Below are 16,408 nucleotides of genomic sequence, written 5' to 3'. Positions count from 1 at the left end.
CCCCGTAAGTGCGGACGGAGCCGAGGCGCGTTCGCCCGGGGCGACCGGACGACGGACGGGAGGCTCGTCACCGGCTGGTGGCGAGCCTCCCGTCCGTCGGGTCGCGGCGGACCGGTCAGACGACCGCGATCTCGTTCGGGACGCCCGGCAGGCGGTCGCTGGTGGCGATGACGTCACCGCTGGTGAGGTCGACCGCCGTGACGGTGCGCTCGGCCGGGTCGGTGACGTACGCGACGTCGTCGAGGACCTTCAGCGCCGGGTGGGCGTCCTGCCACTCGGCGGGGCCCTCCCACTCGTCGATGACGGGGAAGCTGTCGAGCTCCTCGCCGGTCTCCTCGTCGAACACGTGCAGGGCGCCGTCGCTGCCGAGCGCCACCGCGGAGTCCTCCGGCCCGCGAGCCAGGTCACGGAAGGTGAAGCCGACGCCGTCCGGCATGTCGGCGACACGGTAGTCGCCCGTCGCGGCGTCGATCAGGGCGATCTGGTCGAGGAGGTAGCCCTCGGAGTCGGGGTCGTCGTTGAAGTCGCCGACCGCGATGCTCGACGACTCGGTCGTGAACAGGTTTCCGCTGCGGCCGTACTCGGTCGGGGCGTCGACCTTCTCGAACACGCCGTCCCGGTACACGAGCGCGCCGTCGGAGCAACCGAAGACGGCGACCTCGTCGGCCACCGTGCCCTCGCCGTGCACGTCGGGGCACTCCTCGGAGCGGGCGGTCTCCTGACCGTCGGCGTCGAGGGCGCGGACGCCGGAGCGCGACTCCTCGGTGCCGATGGTGGTGAGGAGGGTGCCGTCCTCGAGCTCGATCGCGACGCCGTGGTGTGCGGCCTCCGACTCGGTCGTGTCGACCTCCGGCAGTCCGCCGCCCTCGACGGCGCTCGCCAGGTCGGCGGTGTCGAACGTCGTGACGTCGCCGGAGCCGTCCGCGAAGAGTGCGGTGCGGTCGCCGTGGACGACGACGTGCCCACCGGTGTCGGCGGGGAACGTGACGTCGGTCAGGGCGGAGTCGGCGCTGGTGCCGGCCGCGGTGTCGAGCACGCGGAAGCCGTCGGGGACGGTCACCATCACGTGGCGGTCGTCGCCGGCCGGGTTGACGCGGGTGAAGCCGTCGACGGCGTGGTCACCGACGACCTGCAGGTCGCGGTCGAGGACGAGCAGGCCGCCGTCGTAGGTGAGGGCGATGCGGTGGCCGGTGTCGGCACCCGCTGCGTCCGGACCGGGCGACGCGCTGTCGCTGGCGGCGGGGGTCCCGGAGCCGGCGCACCCGGTCAGGAGGAGGGCGGACGCGCCGAGCAGCACGGCCGGGGCGAGGAGGGTCTTCTTCGTCATGACCGACACTGTATTGATTCTCATTCTCATCCGCCAACCGACAGGCCGTCGACGATGGCGTCGGTGTTCGAGCGCATCATCTCCAGGTACGACGCCGCGCCCTCACCCTCGGCGGTGAGGGACTCGGTGGCGAGGGACCGGATCGCGACGTGCACGTCCACCTCGTCCGCGAGCACCTCGGCGAGACGGGCGGGCTGGGACGCGTCGACGAAGATCGTCGGCACGTCGGCGTCCTCGATCGCCGCGGCGAGGTCGCGGAGGTCCGCGGCGCTCGGCGAGGCGAGGGTGGTGCCGCTCGGGATCACGGCCCCGACCACGCGGAAGCCGAACCGGTCGGCGAGGTACCCGAACACGTGGTGGTTCGTCACGAGGGCACGGCGGTCCTCCGGCAGCGCGGCGAACGCGGCGGTCATGTCCCCGTCGAGCGCCTCGAGGTCGTCCCGGTAGCCCTCGAGTGCCCTGTCGAGCGCGCCGTCGTCCAGCCCGGGGACCTCGTGGAGCTGCTCGCCGAGCGCGTCCACGACGGCGGTCATGCGGGCCGGGTCGGTCCAGAAGTGCGGATCGGGGCCGCTGGCGTCCTCGCTCGTCCACTCGAGCACGTCGACCGCCTCCCCCGCGGTGAACACCCGGACCCCGTCGGACGCGGCTGCCGCGACGTGGCGTGCGACGCCCTCCTCGAGCCCGAGGCCGTTCTCCACGACCAGGTCCGCGGTCCGCAGCCGGGCGGCCTCCTGCGCCGAGACCTCGAACGAGTGCGGGTCGGCACTTCGTGGCATGAGCACCATGACGTCGGCACTGTCCCCGACCACACGCTCGACGACGTCGCCGAGGATGTTCGTCGTGACCGCGACGAGTGGTCGGTCGTCACGCTCCGCCGCGGAGCAGCCGGTCGTGCCGAGCGCCACGACCGCGACGGCAGCCACGACCGCGAGCCGCCGGACGCCGGTCACCGGCCGACCTCGGCGAGCACGTCGGGCCGGACCGGCACGTCGATGGAGCGGGCGACCCGGGCGTCGTCGGCGAAGTCGACCTCGTGCACGACGGACTCCTCCGGGTCGGAGAGGTAGGCGCGCTGCGCGTCGAGCTGCAGGGTCGCACCGGCAGCGGACGACACGAGGGGCTCGGTCGTCACGGGAGCGGAGTCCCCCTCGGACCACACGAGGACCCGTCCGTCCGCATCGAGCGCGACCACGTGCTCGTCGGTGTCGTCGACCGCGACGACCTGGCGCAGGGGGCGGTCGGTCGGGACGTGCTGCCAGGAGCGCTCCCGGGTGTCGAGCAACCAGTAGCCGGTGTCCCCGGCGAGGGCGGCCACGGTCGGCCGACCGGTGCGGTTCGCGAAGTCGGTCGCGCGCGGCAGCGTCGACCCGGCAGCGACGCCGACCGTCTCGACGACCGGGTCGCCGCCGTCCGGGTCCTCGGTGACGAGCACCGCGCCGTCCGCGCACCCGACGACCGCGCCGACACGGGTGACGATGCCGCCGGCCGGGTCGACGCACGCGGCGTCGACGCCGGTCAGCTCCCCCGCGGCGTCGAGCACCCGGACGCGGTCCCCAGCCGCGTCACCGGAGACGAGGAGCGTGCCGAGCGGCAGGAGGACGCCGGCGTCGTCGACCCTCGCGGTCTCCCGCACCTCGCCCTGGCCGAGGGCGTCGCGGTCGAGGGCGACCGCCCGGCCGGACGCCGACCAGGCGAGGGTCGTGGTCGACTCCGAGGAGGCGATCGTGACCGGCCCTGCGCCGTCGAGGCTGCCGACGACCCGGGCCGCGGCGTCGTAGTAGTGCGTGTGGTCGCCGTGGTCGACGGTCCAGGCGCCGCCGTCGACGATCGTCGTCCGCTCCCCGTCGCTCGTGGCGAGGAACCGGCCGTCGGTCGCCGCGTGCTCGGGAGCCGGGACGTCGTCGAGCGACTCGGTCTCGGCCGCGAGCAGGTCGTGGACGGCGACGCTCCCGTCGGCGTCGGCGAGCAGCAGCCGGAGCTGGGGCTCGGACGCCTCGGACGCGCCCTCGACGAACCCGTGCGGCTTCGCCGAGGCGGACGACGGTCCACCGGAGGCGCCGGGCGGGTCGGCGTCCGGTGCGGAGCAGGAGCTCAGGAGGAGCGCGGCAGCGACGCCGAGCGCTGCCGGGACGGCGATCGGGGCTGGTCGGGTGCGGAGGTGGTGCATGGTTCCTTCCGGGGACGGTGGACGAGGAGACGGGTCGCACGGCGGAGACCGTGCGAGACGACGACGGCGACGATCGCGACGAGGGCGATGCTCGCGCCGGCGGCGGTGCCGGCGTGCCAGGAGACGAGCAGGCCGGTCGCGACCGCGGCCACCCCGAGCACCGCGCCGAGCGCCATGGTCGGGCCGGTGCCGCGGGTCCACGCACGGGCGGCCGCGGCGGGGGCCAGGAGCAGCCCGACGACGAGCAGCGTCCCGACGGCCCGGTAGGAGGCGACGACGGCGAGGGTCACGAGCGCCACGAGGACGACCTCGGCCAGGCGCGGCCGCAAGCCGAGCGTCGCGGACTTGCGCGGGTCGAACGCCGCGGCCGTGAAGGGTCGGTGGAACACCGCGGCGACGGCGAGGGCGGCACCGGCTGCGACCGCGAGCGTGCCGAGGTCGGCGGTGGTGACCGCGAGCACGTCGCCGAACAGGATCGCGGTGACGTCGGTGGCGAAGGACCGGGACCCGGACACGATGATGACCCCGAGCGCGAGCATGCCGACGAAGAGCAGGCCGATCGCCGTGTCGTACGACAGGCCGCCACGGCGACGGAGCGCCTGCACGCCCGCGACCATCACGCCGGCACTCACGGCGGCGCCGAGCACGGCCGGGACGCCGGTCAGGGTGGCGACCGCGACGCCGGGCAGCATGCCGTGCGCGAGGGCCTCGCCGAGGAACGCCATCCCCCGGACGAGCACCCAGGTCCCGACGACGGCACAGAGCACCGCGGCCGTGGCTCCGGCGACGAGGGCACGGAGCATGAAGTCGACGGAGAACGGGTCGGTCAGCCAGGTCACGGGCGACCACGCTACATGGGAATGATTCTCCTTACTGCTAATCTGCTCAGGTGTCGCCCCGATCCGTCCAGCTCCGTTCCGTGACCGTCCGACGAGGTGAGCGGACGGTCCTGCACCGAGCCGACGCGGTCTTCGAGCCCGGCGCCGTGACGGTCGTCGCCGGCGCGAACGGCTCCGGCAAGTCCACCCTGCTCGAGACGGTCGCCGGGGTGCTCCCCACGGCCGAGGGCACCGTCAGCGGCGTCTCGCCGCGCTCGGTCGCGCACGTCGCGCAGTCGGTGTCGACCCCGGGCCCGCCGCTCACCGTGCGTGCCGCCGTGGCGATGGGCCGGTGGGCATCCGTGCCGTGGTGGCGCCCCCTGCGGCCCCGCGACCGCGCGGTCGTCGACGAGCAACTGGCGCGCCTCGACCTCGTCGGGCTGGCCGACCGTCCGCTCGACACACTGTCCGGTGGGCAGCGCCAGCGCGCACTCGTCGCGATGGGACTCGCGCAGCAGGCCGCGGTGCTGCTCGTCGACGAACCGACCGCCGGCGTCGACGCGCGCTCGCTCCGGCTGGTCCTCGACGCCCTCGCCGCCGAAGCCGGCCGGGGTGCGGTCGTCGTGCACGCGGCCCACGACCCCGAGGCGCTCGCCGCAGCCGACCGGGTGCTCACCCTCGAGCGCGGCACCCTCACCTGACGCGAGCGGCCGCGCAGTCACCGGACCGTCCGCGTGGCCGGTCGGGCGCGCTGGTCGAGCCGGTCAGCCGCGCTGGTCCAGGCGGAGCAGCCGGGTCTCCTCGGCGTCGTACTCGGCACGGACCTGTCGGAGCACGAGGTCGTCGATCTCCCCCTCGTCCCGCAGCCGCAGCACCGTGGCCGCCTTGAGTCGCACGAGCGCCAATTCGAGTTCCACCGCCGTCCCGCGCTGCTGCAGCAACGGGTGGTCGTCGTCGTCGCTCTCCTCGGCCTTCACGAGCGCGAGGTGGCCCTCGTAGTCGTCGCGGATCCTGTCGACGATCTCCGCGTCGGCGCCGGCGCGGCGCGCCAGCTTCGGCAGGGCGTCGAGCGCCGCCTCGATCGCGACGCGCTCCGCGGACCGACGCTCCTCGACCACCTCGTTGCTGCCGTCGAACGCCGCCCAGCGGACGACCGCCGGCAGCACGAGCGACTGGCCGACGATCGTCACCACGACGACGCCGGCGGTGACGAAGACGATGAGGTCCCGGTCCGGGAACGCGCCGCCGCTCTCCACCATCCGGGGGACGGCGACCGCAGCCGCGAGCGAGACCGCGCCGCGGAACCCGGTCAGCCCGCTCACCAACCGGTCGCGGTGTCCTTCGCGGGGCGAGCCTCCCGTCCGGAGGGTCACGAGCCGCACCGTGCCCCAGGTGAGGTTGAGGAACGCGAAGCGGAGCACGACGACGGCCACCGACACGGCGCCGATCAGCCCGAGGCCGACCGCGATCTCCCCGCCCGTCAGGGCCCGGACCGAGATCGTCGCCTCGATGCCGACGAGCACGAAGAGCGCGCCGTTGAGCAGGAACGTGGCGAACGACCAGAACGACCGCACCTGCTGCCGGGTCTCCGCCCGGTCGAGCTTCGGAGCGACCTGGCTGACGACCAGGCCCGCCACGACGACCGCCAGCACACCGGAGGCGTGCACCGCCTCGGCGACCAGGAACGCGGCGAACGGCACGAGCAGCGTCAGCAGGTTCTCGAGCACGACCGCGTGCACCCGACGGAGGACGAGCATCCCGAGCCACGAGGTCAGCAGCCCCGCGGCGATCCCGCCGACGTAGGACAGCAGCAGCATCCCGGACACGTTCCAGAAGGTGAGCTCCTGCTCCCCCGCCGTCACCGCGACCGCGATGCCGTAGATCACCAGCGTGGTGCCGTCGTTGACGAGCGACTCGGCCCGGAGGACCGTCGTGTTCCGCCGCGGCAGGGACCGCGTGAGCGCACCGACGGCGGTCGCGTCGGTCGGGGCGACCGCGGCACCGAGCACCCAGGCCGGACCCCACGGCATGCCGAGCAGGTGCAGGAGCGTCGCGACCCCGCCCGCCGTCAGCACGACGAGGAGGGTCCCCATCAGGACGATGCCGCGCAGGTTCGCACGGATCTCCCGGAGCGAGATCGTCAGGCTCTCCCAGTACAGCAGTGCCGGCAGGAACAGCAGCAGCACGGCGTCCGCGGGCAGCTCGACCTCGCGGAACACCGGGATGAACGCGATCCCCGCACCGAAGGCGAGCAGCAGGACCGGGGGCGCGACACGCAGCCGGTTCGAGACGGCGGTGGCGACGGCGATCGCGACCACGAGCACGACGACGAGTTCGGGTGCGATGAGTTCCATGAGGAGCACAGCTTGCCAGGGTGGTGGTGTGCGCGCTCACGCCTGGTCCGCGCAGCGAACCGCGCCCCAGAGCAGCGGCGCGGAGCAGCGGCGCGGAGCAACGGCGCTGAGCAGCGGCGCGGAGCAACGGCGCTGAGCAGCGGCGCGGCCACAGCGCGTCCGGAGCGGCTCAGCGCCCCCGCTCAGCCCGCTTCGTGAGGACCAGGAACGTCACGTGGCCGAGCAGGGCGATCCCGAAGAACACGAGCGCAACCGCGTAGACCCGGTCGAGCGTCCCGTCGCCGGTCAGGAGCAGCACGATGCACCCGACCACCGCAGCGGTGAGGACCCCGACCTGCACCATCGACCACGTCGTCCGCCAGCGCGGCTGCTGTCCCTGTCCGTCCACGTCCCCATCCTCCCGCATCGTCCCCGAGCGCTGCCGGTCACCGAGTTCGACCCGAGCGTGTTCAACCGGCTCACCAGGCTAACCAGACATGCAGACGGGAGGCCCGCGGCGGTTCCGCCACGTGCCTCCCGTCTGCACAGCTGAGCCGGTTGCAGGTCTTCCTCAGTCGTTCAGGTGCTGGATCGCGTAGTCCGCCTCGGCGGGCGTGAACTTCTCGCCGTACTCGCTCGTGAGCTGGTCGTGGATCGCTGCCGGTGACATCGCCATGTCCTTCTGGTAGGTCTTCGCCTTGGCGAGCGCGTTCGCGTTCCAGTCCACGGAGATCGTGTCGATCGCGTACTGAGCGGCTTCGGCAGTGAACTGCTCGCCGTACTCCGACGTGAGCTGGTCATAGATCCCGGCCTTGCTCATGTTCATGACCGTCGCATAGCTCTCCGCCTTCGCGAGTGCCGAAAGGTGCTCAGCCGGGACTGCGGGAACTTCCGGACCCTTCTCCTCCGGCTCGGCGACCGGCTTCTCCGGCTCTGCGGGCTTCGCCTTTTCGGCAGGCTCGGCAGCCTCGGTCGGTGTGGGGTCGGCAGCAGCGGGAGTGGCGGACTGCGCCACCGCCGCGATCGGCGCCTCCGCGGTCGAGTTGCTGACTGCCGCACCCAGGCCGGCGGTCATGCCGATCGAGGACAACGCGGCGACACCACCAAGGACGAGGCCTGTGATGGCCATGCCCTTTGATTGGTGCTTGCGGAGCGCGAGGACCGCGAGGACGACCGCGGCGATGCCGACGAGGGCTCCGGCCACGGGCACCAGCCCGATCAGGAAAGCGATGATGCCGACGACGAGGGCGGCAACGGCGAGGCCGGTGGCTCCTCGGCGAGGCGATGAGGCGGGCGGCGGCATCGGGACGTACTGCGGCTGGTCGGAGCCGGCGAAGGGGGTGCTCATGGGGTCATCTTCACAGAGGTGAGTATTCTTCCTCACCCTGTACGGCTCGTTCGTGCAGATACCGCAGACCCCAATCCGGGGGCCGTCCGTAGGAAGGGGGACGGACGGGAGGCGCTGCACACGTCGTGCGCCGGGCCTCCCGTCCGCCTCGGGCCACGTCCGGCCCGGGCCGCGTCCGGCCCCGGACGGTGCCGCCCGCGGCCGGTCAGCCGAGCTGGTCGGTCAGCGCCGTCGGGTCGGCCGCGAGGGACGCCTTGACCATGCGGCTCCAGTCGTCGACGAGGACCTCGGCCGCGCCGGCCTGCACACCGTCCAGTGACGCGCGGGCGACGTCGGCCGGATCGGTCATGTGGCCGTCGTAGCCGGCCATCATGTCGGTGTCCGCGGCGCCGAGGTGGAGGCCCTGCACCGTCACGCCGCGACTCGCGAGCTCCAGGCGGACGGCGTTCGTCATGTTCCACTCGGCGGCCTTCGCGACGGAGTAGCCGCCGGCGCCGGGGGCGGCGAACCAGGACAGCGCCGACAGGACGTTGACGATCGCACCGCCGCCGTTCCGCTCGATCACGGGGGCGAACGCACGCACCACCTCGAGGGTGCCCCACAGGTGCGTGTCCACCGCGCGGCGGGCGTCGGCGAGGTCGTCGGTGAGGAGCGATCCGGAGGAGGAGATGCCCGCGTTGTTCACCAGCAGCGTGACGTCGGGCGCTGCGACTGCTGCCGCCGCGACCGACGCGGGGTCGGTGATGTCGAGGGGCAGGACCGTCACGCCGGGGACGTCCACGAGTTCGGGACGGCGTGCGGTCGCGTAGACCTTCGTGGCGCCGCGCTCCAGGAGCTGCTCGACGAAGCGGCGTCCGATGCCGCGGTTCGAGCCGGTGACGAGCGCGACCGATCCGGTGATGTCCATGGTGTCCTTCCGCCGGACGGGTCCGTCCCGCTCCGGCTCGGTTACGGTAGGACCTCACATCAGTGTCAGGGGCAAACCCGGGACGGAGACGACATGCGCATCGGGGACCTCGCTGCCGAGACCGGGGTGAGCGTCCGCTCGCTCCGCTACTACGAGGAGCAGGGGATGCTCGCCGCCACCCGCACCCCGAGCGGGCAGCGGACCTACGGCTCGGACGCCGTCGACCGGGTCCGGCTGGTCCAGCAGCTGTTCGCCGCCGGGTTGCCGAGCCGGACCATCGTCCGTCTGCTGCCGTGCGTCGACGCCGGGCAGGCCACGCCCGAGAGCTTCGCCCTGCTCGTGCAGGAGCGCGACCGGATCACGGCCCAGCTCGCCGAGCTGACGGCGGCGCGGGACCGGCTCGACGAGGTCATCGACATCAGCGAGCACCCGACACCCGAGCACTGCCCGGCGCTCCGGACGGAGCCGTCGACGGTCGGCGCGGCGGCGGCCTGACGGGCGTTCCGCTGCCGGTGGGCAGTCCGCCGCCGGGCCGGTGGTCCGGCTCGACCGGTGACGGCGTGCTGCTTCAGATCCCGGTGACGAGCCGGACCCCTGCACCGACCTCGCGGAGCAGGTAGGTCGGCAGACGGCCCGCCGGGTACGGGTCGAGGTACTCGCGGCTCACCGGACCGATCTGGGACACGACCGCCACCGAGTCCTTCTCCGACCCGGACGTCTCACGTGGGACGAACACGTTGCCGGGGAACGCCTCCAGGGCGGTGTCCGACGTGAGCGGCACCACGAGGACGGTCGCGATGTCGCTCGCCAGGAGCCAGTCCTGCTGCAACCGGTCATACCGGCGCCCGTCCGGCGACGGCTACCCCCGTCGTTCGTCTGGTGTCGGGTGCAGTCGGTATCGTCGTCGGGTGCAGATGCCGGAACGCCCAGAGGACACCGTCGGACGACGCCACGGCCGGGTCTCGGCATGACGGCGGAGGCCACGGTCATCGAGCGGGAAGCGGAGCGCCGCCGCACGGTCGCCGTCATCGCCCACCCGGACGCCGGCAAGTCGACCCTGACCGAGTCGCTGACCCTCGCCGCTGACGCCATCGACGAAGCCGGTGCGGTCAAGGGGAAGGCGACCCGCCGAGCGACCGTCTCCGACTGGATGGAGATCGAGCGCAGTCGCGGGATCTCCATCAGCTCCGCCGTCGTGCAGCTCGACGCGGGCGGCACGCTCATCAACGTCGTCGACACCCCCGGTCACGCCGACTTCTCCGAGGACACCTACCGCGCACTGGCCGCCGTCGACTGTGCCGTCATGCTCATCGACGCCGCCAAGGGCATGGAAGCGCAGACGATCCGCCTGTTCGAGGTCTGCCGCACGCGGGACATCCCCGTCATCGCGGTCGTCAACAAGTGGGACCGGCCCGGACGCGAGGCGCTCGACCTGCTCGACGAACTCGAGGAGCGCACCGGTCGGACCCCGACGCCCGTGACCTGGCCCGTCGGCGAGGCCGGGCACCTGCAGGGCCTCGTCGACACCGCGACGGGGACGCTGACGACCTTCGAGTCGAGCGGCGGCGGGCATCTGCCGGTCACGACCGAGCGGTCGGCGGACGAGGCGGCCGAGCTGCTCGGTGCCGCCTGGCGGACCGCCGTCGAGGAGGTCGAGCTCACCCGCGAGGTCCGCGGCCTGCCCGACCAGGGCGACTTCCACGACCGGATGAGCATGCCGGTGTTCTTCGGCGTCGCCACCAAGCACGTCGGCACCGTCGACCTGCTCCGCTTCCTCCGCGACGCCGCACCCGCCGCCCTGCCCCGCCGGACCGCGGACGGTGCCGCCCGGCCGGTCACCGAACCGTTCGCCGCGCAGGTGTTCAAGGTGCAGGCGAACATGGACCCCGCCCACCACGACCAGGTCGCCTTCGTCCGGATCTGCTCCGGGCGGTTCGACCGCGGCATGATGCTGACGCACGCCCAGTCCGGTCGGCGGTTCAACACGAAGCACGCGCTGAGTGTGTTCGGACGCGAGCGCGACACCGTCGACCTCGCCTGGCCCGGCGACGTCGTCGGCCTGGTCAACGCGACGATGCTGCACCCCGGGGACACGCTCTTCAGCGAGGAACCGGTCGAGTTCGAGCCGCTCCCCCGCTTCGCACCCGAGATGTTCGCGACGGTCGCCCCTACCGACCCGAGCACGGCGAAGAAGTTCCGGAAGGGCATGCAGCAGCTCGCCGGGGAGGGCGTGGTCCAGCTGCTGCACTCCGAGCGCCGGACCGCGCAGGCGCCGATGGTCGGTGTCATCGGGTCCCTGCAGCTCGAGGTCCTCACCTCACGCCTGATGGCCGAGTTCGGCACCGCCGTCCGGGTCGAGCCACTGCCGTGGACGATGGTCCGCACCGTCACGGACGCGGACTTCGCGATCCTCGAGAAGCGGCGCGACCTCGAGATCGTCGCCACCGACCGCGACCGGTACGGGCTGTTCCGCGACCAGTGGCACCTCAACTCGGTGATGCGCGAGCTGTCGGGTCTGGAACTGCCGGCACCCGTCTGACCAACGGTGCGCGTGCCCCTCGATCTGGGGCCGCACGAAGCGGACGGCGTCTCGTGTCCGCACTTCTGGGTACCGGTACGGTCGGGGCATCCACCGACCCGACCCGAACGGGCTCCATGCACAAGATCGTCACCGGTGTCGTCGCCAGCGCCAGCGGCCTCACTCTCCTCCTCGGCGGCGCGGGCACCTTCGCGCTCTGGAACGCCGAGGCCTCCACCCGTCCGGCGACGGTCTCCTCCGGCACGCTCGCGCTGTCCGCGAACCCGGACGGCGTGTGGACGGACATCACGAACGGTCGGTCGGACGTGGTCGACATCACGACGGTGCGGATGGTCCCCGGCAACGCGTACCAGTTCCACCAGACGCTGGACGTGACGGCGACCGGCGACGACCTGACGGCGGATCTGACCTGGGTGCCGCAGAGCATCACGGGCGACGCGGAACTCATCGCCGCGTCGACGCAGTCCCTGTCGCTCGCCTCCACCAGCTCGAGCCTCGCGCCCGCGGGCCGCACCTCATGGACCGTGACACCGACGGACGGCACCTCGGTCCTCGACGTCACCTTCACGATCGGGCTGTCCTCGGACGTCACGACGGGCAAGGGGCAGTCCATCGACCTCAGTGGCATCGCGTTCACGCTCACCCAGAAGCCGATCGGGCCCTGAGCCCGGTCGTCCGGCACACGTCTTCCCCGTGCGCGGACGCCGGGCCGGGTGGCAGGCTGGGGGTGTGCACACCACCCTGCAGTCCGCGACCGACGTCGTCACCGGTATCCGCTTCCCCGAGGGGAACCGCTGGTACCGCGGGCGGCTCTGGTACTCCGACATGCACACGGGCGAGGTCTTCTCGATCGACCCCGGCACGGAGGACGGGCCGCGTCTGGAGACCACCGTGGACGGCCAGTCGTCCGGGCTCGGGTGGTTGCCCGACGGACGGCTCGTCGTCAGCGCGATGGAGTCCCGAACGGTCGTGGCGGTGGACGCCGTGGGGACGACGAGCGTCTTCGCGGACTTGTCCGCCACCGAGCCGTCGCTCCTGAACGACCTGGTCGTCGACCCGGAGAGCGGCCGCACGTACATCGGCGCGTTCGGGTACGACCTGTACGGCGGCGAGGAGTTGCGCCCCGGCCCGCTGTACGTGATCGACCGGGACGGCTCCTCCCGGCTCGCCGCGGACGGACTGGTGTTCCCGAACAGTGCGAACGTGCTGCCCGGGACGCGGACCCTGGTGGTCAGCGAGACCTGGGGCGGCCGTCTGACCGCGTTCGACATCGAGCCGGACGGCAGCCTGACGGGACGACGCGAGTGGGCGGCGCTGCCGGACGGGGTCACACCCGACGGGAGCACGGTGGACAGCGAGGGGGCGATCTGGGTCTGCTCGGTCGACACGGGCGAGTTCCTGCGCGTCGTCGAGGGCGGCGAGGTCACGGACCGCATCGACGCCCCCGGGCTCTGCGCGATCGACTGCGCGCTCGGCGGACCCGACGGCCGGACGCTGTACCTCGCCACCGCGGACAGCTACGACCCGGCCACCACCGCGCAGACACGCGCGGGTCGGATCAGTGCCGTGCAGGTCGCCGTCCCCGGGCCGCCGACTGTCGCGCCGGACGGCGCCTGACCGGCAGTCCCCCGGGACGGCAGTCCCCGGGACGGCAGTCCCCCGGGACGATCCGACACGCTCCCAGGAGACCGTTCCCAGCAGCGGTCCCCGGGCCGCTAGGTTGTCCCTACCGGACATCGTCCGGGAAGGGGGGAACACCGTGATCGTCGTCCTGACACTCACCGCCGTGGCCGTGCTCGTCGTGTCCGCACTCGTCGTCCTCGAGCTGCAGGACCGCCGCCGACGGAGAGTCCTCGGCCACCTGGGACGTCCGGACCGGGCCGTCGGGGACCGCGCGGTCGCCGACATGGACGCAGCGCGGTCGACCGCCGAGGGCATCTCGAGGGCAGCGCACCCCGGGACCTCCGGTGCCGCAGGGATGTCCTCCGTCGCCTGACGAGCCGTCCGCGCACGACCCCGCCTCGGCGGCACCACGCGCACGAGTTCCGTCAGTCCGGAGAGCGACCATGTCCCGTCCCGTCCCGTCCGACACACCCGAGACGAGCGTCGGCATCCGTCTCGGTGTCATCGTCCCCGCCTGGAACGAGGCGCGCCTCGTCCCCGGTCTGCTCGACGCGCTCCGCGACCAGGTCGACCCGGACTTCACCGTCGTCGTCTGCGACAACGGGTCGACCGACGGCACGGAGCGGATCGTCGCCGACCACGTCCGTCGGCACGACCTGTCCTGGCAGGTCGTCGTCGAGCGGCAGAAGGGCACCGGTGCCGCATCGGACACCGCCGCCCGCGCCGCGATCGCCGCCGGGTGCACGCACCTCGTCCGGACGGATGCGGACTGCCTCCCGGCCCCGGACTGGACCGCCACCGTCAAGCGCCTGTTCGCCGAGACGGACCACCTGTTCTTCGGCGGCCTGACGCTGCCACGGCGCGACGACTTCCCGGTCGGGCCGCTCCGCTACCGGTTCCTGTGCGTCGTCAACGAGGTCGCGATCTGGTGTGGGCGCCTCCTGCCGGAGAACCGCGGCAGGCAGTACCAGGGCCCCTACGTGATGGTCGCCGGGAACAACCTCGCCATCACCAGCGAGCTGTACGAGCGGGTCGGCGGGTTCCCGCGGACCGCCATCGAGGACACGCACGAGGACCGTGACCTCACCAACGCCGTCCGGCGGGTGACGGACCGGTACGGCCTGCACCGCGAGATGGTCGTCACGATGTCCGTCCGCCGGATCGCCGTGTGGGGCATCGTCCGGTCGCTCGCCTGGTACGCCGGCCACCGGTACCGCCCGCGGTCCACGAGCACGGTGGACGTCCGACCGTGACCGGCATCGACGCGCGTGCCGCGCGACGAGCCACGCGGGAGGACCGCCGCGTCGTCCTGCACGCCCACCGTGCCGGCTACCTGGCGCTCCGCGGGATCACCCGGCTCGGCCGGGTCGTGCGGGTCCCCGGTCTCGGGGTCGTCGTGAGCGACGCGGCGCGGATGCGACAGATCCTCCTCGACCCGGTCACCTACTCGAAGGTCGGGCCGGGAGGCTCGGACCGGCTCTGGACGCCCATCATCGGTCCGAGGGGCCTGCTCAACATGGACGGGGAGGAGCACGCGCACCTGCGCCGGAAGCTCACCCCCCTGTTCTCGCAGCGGTTCCTCCGCAGCATCGTCGACGAGGTGCTCACCCCGGAGATGGACCGGTTCGAGGACGCGGTGGGCCGACGCGAGGACGTCGACGTCGTGGCCGTCATCGAACGCGCGGCCGCGCTCATCATCTGTCGCTTGACCGGGTACCCGGAGGACGACGCCGCGGCGCAGCTCGCCCGGGCCCGGGAGATCCTCGGCTTCGTCACCCTGACGACGAAGGAGTTCTCGGACGCGCAACTCGCGGTGGTCCACGAGAAGCTCGCCGTCCTCAACGCGAGCACCCGCGCCGCCTACCGAGCGGCCGCTCCCGGGACGGTCCCCGCGCTCATGCGAGCCGAGGGGATCACCGAGGAGGACACGGTGTCGGTCGTCACCGCGATGATCGTGGCCGGGACCGAGACGATCGTCAGCTTCGTCCCGCGCTTCACGAACCTGGTCATCGAGTCCGGCCACCTCGACCACCTGGCCCGACACCCCGAGGACGTCCCCGCGGCCGTCGCGGAGGCGATGCGCGTCACCGTGCCCTCACCCGTCATGATCCGCAGCGTGCTCCGCGACCACCGCGTCGACGGCATCCGTGTCCGTGCCGGGGAGCGGATCATCCTCGCGAACATCTTCGCCTGTGCCCGGGCCGGCGACTTCGACCCCTCCCGCCCCGTGCCGAAGGAGATGCGGCAGCTGTGGTTCGGCGCCGGAGCGCACTTCTGCATCGGGATGCCGCTCGCCACCCTCGAGGCGGAGGTGTTCGCGGCGGCGCTCGCCCGTGCGGCCGCGGCGGCCGGTCCGCTCCGGGTCCGGTCGCGGGTGCGGAAGCAGCGCACGATGGCCGCCTCCTACAGCCGGCTCGTCGTCCGTGCGGAGCGCACGCCGTGACGAGCACCGTCGCCGTCACCGGCGGGAGCGGGTTCGTCGGGGGCCGGGTCATCTCGGCCCTGAAGCGGGAGGGGCACCACGTCGTCGACCTCGGGCGCCGTCCCGGTCGGGGCGGCGCCGACGAGCACGTCCACGTCGACCTCGCCGCCGGTCGCGCCCGGGTGCCGCGGCTCGGGGACGTGCCGCTCGTGCACTGCGCAGCGGAGGTCCGGGACGGGTTCGACCGGGGCATGTTCGACCGGAACTCCCGGATGATGGAATCCGCGCTCGCCCTCACGACGGGCAGGGTCGTCCACGTCAGCTCGTCCTCGGTGTACGACCTCGCTCGCCCGTCCGTCCGCGCCCAGCCGGCCGAGGCGACGGGCCGCTACCGCTGGTTCGGCACCTACGGTGAGTCGAAGTTCGCGAACGAAGGGCAGCTCGTGGCGGCCCGCCGCGCGTCGGCGGTCATCCTCCGCCCGCACGCCGTCTACGGCTCCGGCGACGCCACGCTGCTCCCCCGCGTGCTGCGTGCGTCGCGGTACGGGGTGCTGCCGCTCCCGCTCGGCGGACGCGCGCCCCACGCGCTCACCTGGGTTGACAACCTCGCCGCCGCCGTCCTCGCCGCACTCCGTGCCGACGTCGACGGCACGCACGCGGTGAACGTGACGGACGACGACCCGGTCCCCATCGGGGACGCGTTCCGGGCCGTCGTCGGCCGGCCGCTGCGGGTCGTGCACGTGCCGATGCGCACCGCTCGGCACGTCGCCGCGGTCGCCCGGGGCCGGTCGGGCATCTCCCCGTACTCGGTCCGGCAGCTCGGTCTCGAGCGCACCTACGACGTAGGCGGGACGGAGGAACTCCTCGGGTGGGCGCCCGAGCCGGGGACCCTCGCACGGCTCGCGGCCCTGCGCCCGAGCTGAG

The 16,408-nt window shown here is 73.0% G+C and carries 18 protein-coding genes; 9 read left to right on the top strand and 9 right to left on the bottom strand.

From position 1 onward, the window contains the following. Window positions 1-115: 115 nt before the first annotated feature. The 4 genes from DEJ34_RS07585 to aztB are packed head-to-tail and all read right to left on the bottom strand — an operon-like array spanning window position 116 to window position 4,333. The gene (locus DEJ34_RS07585; RefSeq protein ID WP_181422242.1) at window positions 116-1,327 is read right to left on the bottom strand and encodes a hypothetical protein; all 1,212 of its coding nucleotides are present in this window, start codon (window positions 1,325-1,327) and stop codon (window positions 116-118) included. Between the two features lie 26 nt (window positions 1,328-1,353). After that, the gene (locus DEJ34_RS07580) at window positions 1,354-2,277 is read right to left on the bottom strand and encodes a metal ABC transporter substrate-binding protein (RefSeq protein WP_110911286.1); all 924 of its coding nucleotides are present in this window, start codon (window positions 2,275-2,277) and stop codon (window positions 1,354-1,356) included. Then, window positions 2,274-3,494, bottom strand: coding sequence for an ABC transporter (locus tag DEJ34_RS07575; protein WP_110911285.1), 1,221 nt, complete (start codon window positions 3,492-3,494; stop codon window positions 2,274-2,276). The genes DEJ34_RS07580 and DEJ34_RS07575 overlap by 4 nt, the downstream gene beginning before the upstream one ends. Beyond that, complete coding sequence (gene aztB, locus DEJ34_RS07570; protein WP_110911284.1) at window positions 3,419-4,333, bottom strand: zinc ABC transporter permease AztB; 915 nt, start codon at window positions 4,331-4,333, stop codon at window positions 3,419-3,421. Before aztB ends, DEJ34_RS07575 begins: the two co-directional genes overlap by 76 nt. Window positions 4,334-4,413: 80 nt before the next feature. Here aztB and DEJ34_RS07565 point away from each other — a divergent pair, with 80 nt between their 5' ends. Further along, a complete protein-coding gene (locus DEJ34_RS07565; protein WP_110911283.1) occupies window positions 4,414-5,013 on the top strand; it encodes an ABC transporter ATP-binding protein in 600 nt (199 codons plus the stop codon). A 63-nt stretch (window positions 5,014-5,076) separates the two neighbouring features. Here DEJ34_RS07565 and DEJ34_RS07560 read toward each other — a convergent pair whose 3' ends face one another. The 4 genes from DEJ34_RS07560 to DEJ34_RS07545 all read right to left on the bottom strand — a co-directional run bounded on the left by DEJ34_RS07560 (window position 5,077) and on the right by DEJ34_RS07545 (window position 8,900). Then, on the bottom strand, window positions 5,077-6,666 hold the full coding sequence (locus DEJ34_RS07560; RefSeq protein WP_110911282.1) for a Na+/H+ antiporter: 1,590 nt from the start codon (window positions 6,664-6,666) through the stop codon (window positions 5,077-5,079). A 169-nt stretch (window positions 6,667-6,835) separates the two neighbouring features. Then, on the bottom strand, window positions 6,836-7,054 hold the full coding sequence (locus tag DEJ34_RS07555) for a hypothetical protein (RefSeq protein ID WP_110889764.1): 219 nt from the start codon (window positions 7,052-7,054) through the stop codon (window positions 6,836-6,838). Window positions 7,055-7,216: 162 nt separating this feature from the next. Continuing rightward, window positions 7,217-7,993: an Ltp family lipoprotein gene (locus tag DEJ34_RS07550; protein ID WP_258368313.1), complete on the bottom strand. Its 777-nt coding sequence runs from the start codon at window positions 7,991-7,993 to the stop codon at window positions 7,217-7,219. A gap of 205 nt (window positions 7,994-8,198) precedes the next feature. After that, window positions 8,199-8,900, bottom strand: coding sequence for an SDR family oxidoreductase (locus tag DEJ34_RS07545; RefSeq protein ID WP_110911281.1), 702 nt, complete (start codon window positions 8,898-8,900; stop codon window positions 8,199-8,201). Between the two features lie 93 nt (window positions 8,901-8,993). On the opposite strand from DEJ34_RS07545, the gene DEJ34_RS07540 reads away from it, so the two are divergent. Next, window positions 8,994-9,395, top strand: a complete 402-nt coding sequence (locus tag DEJ34_RS07540) for a MerR family transcriptional regulator (protein ID WP_110911280.1) — start codon at window positions 8,994-8,996, stop codon at window positions 9,393-9,395. Window positions 9,396-9,468: 73 nt separating this feature from the next. Here the strand turns inward: DEJ34_RS07540 and DEJ34_RS07535 are convergent, their stop codons facing one another. Beyond that, window positions 9,469-9,729 carry a type II toxin-antitoxin system PemK/MazF family toxin gene (locus tag DEJ34_RS07535; protein ID WP_110889761.1) on the bottom strand — a complete coding sequence of 87 codons (261 nt, stop codon included), beginning with the start codon at window positions 9,727-9,729 and terminating at the stop codon, window positions 9,469-9,471. Between the two features lie 138 nt (window positions 9,730-9,867). Between DEJ34_RS07535 and DEJ34_RS07530 the strand changes: the two genes are divergently transcribed. The 7 genes from DEJ34_RS07530 to DEJ34_RS07500 all read left to right on the top strand — a co-directional run bounded on the left by DEJ34_RS07530 (window position 9,868) and on the right by DEJ34_RS07500 (window position 16,407). Continuing rightward, entirely contained in the window at window positions 9,868-11,439 is a 1,572-nt protein-coding gene (locus tag DEJ34_RS07530; protein ID WP_110911279.1) for a peptide chain release factor 3, read from the top strand. Window positions 11,440-11,555: 116 nt separating this feature from the next. Next, window positions 11,556-12,104 (top strand): alternate-type signal peptide domain-containing protein, encoded by a 549-nt coding sequence (locus tag DEJ34_RS07525; RefSeq protein WP_110824875.1) that lies wholly within the window; start codon window positions 11,556-11,558, stop codon window positions 12,102-12,104. Window positions 12,105-12,168: 64 nt separating this feature from the next. Beyond that, window positions 12,169-13,056 carry an SMP-30/gluconolactonase/LRE family protein gene (locus DEJ34_RS07520; RefSeq protein WP_181420548.1) on the top strand — a complete coding sequence of 296 codons (888 nt, stop codon included), beginning with the start codon at window positions 12,169-12,171 and terminating at the stop codon, window positions 13,054-13,056. Window positions 13,057-13,198: 142 nt separating this feature from the next. Next, complete coding sequence (locus DEJ34_RS07515) at window positions 13,199-13,435, top strand: hypothetical protein (protein ID WP_110911277.1); 237 nt, start codon at window positions 13,199-13,201, stop codon at window positions 13,433-13,435. A gap of 70 nt (window positions 13,436-13,505) precedes the next feature. Next, entirely contained in the window at window positions 13,506-14,315 is an 810-nt protein-coding gene (locus DEJ34_RS07510) for a glycosyltransferase family A protein (protein WP_110911276.1), read from the top strand. Next, window positions 14,312-15,505 carry a cytochrome P450 gene (locus tag DEJ34_RS07505; protein ID WP_110911275.1) on the top strand — a complete coding sequence of 398 codons (1,194 nt, stop codon included), beginning with the start codon at window positions 14,312-14,314 and terminating at the stop codon, window positions 15,503-15,505. Before DEJ34_RS07510 ends, DEJ34_RS07505 begins: the two co-directional genes overlap by 4 nt. Next, window positions 15,502-16,407 (top strand): NAD-dependent epimerase/dehydratase family protein, encoded by a 906-nt coding sequence (locus tag DEJ34_RS07500; protein ID WP_181422241.1) that lies wholly within the window; start codon window positions 15,502-15,504, stop codon window positions 16,405-16,407. The genes DEJ34_RS07505 and DEJ34_RS07500 overlap by 4 nt, the downstream gene beginning before the upstream one ends. Window position 16,408 lies beyond the last annotated feature (1 nt).

This window comes from Curtobacterium sp. MCPF17_050 (assembly GCF_003224435.2).
Classification (GTDB): Bacteria; Actinomycetota; Actinomycetes; order Actinomycetales; family Microbacteriaceae; genus Curtobacterium.
This window is presented reverse-complemented; position numbering and strand designations above follow the sequence as displayed.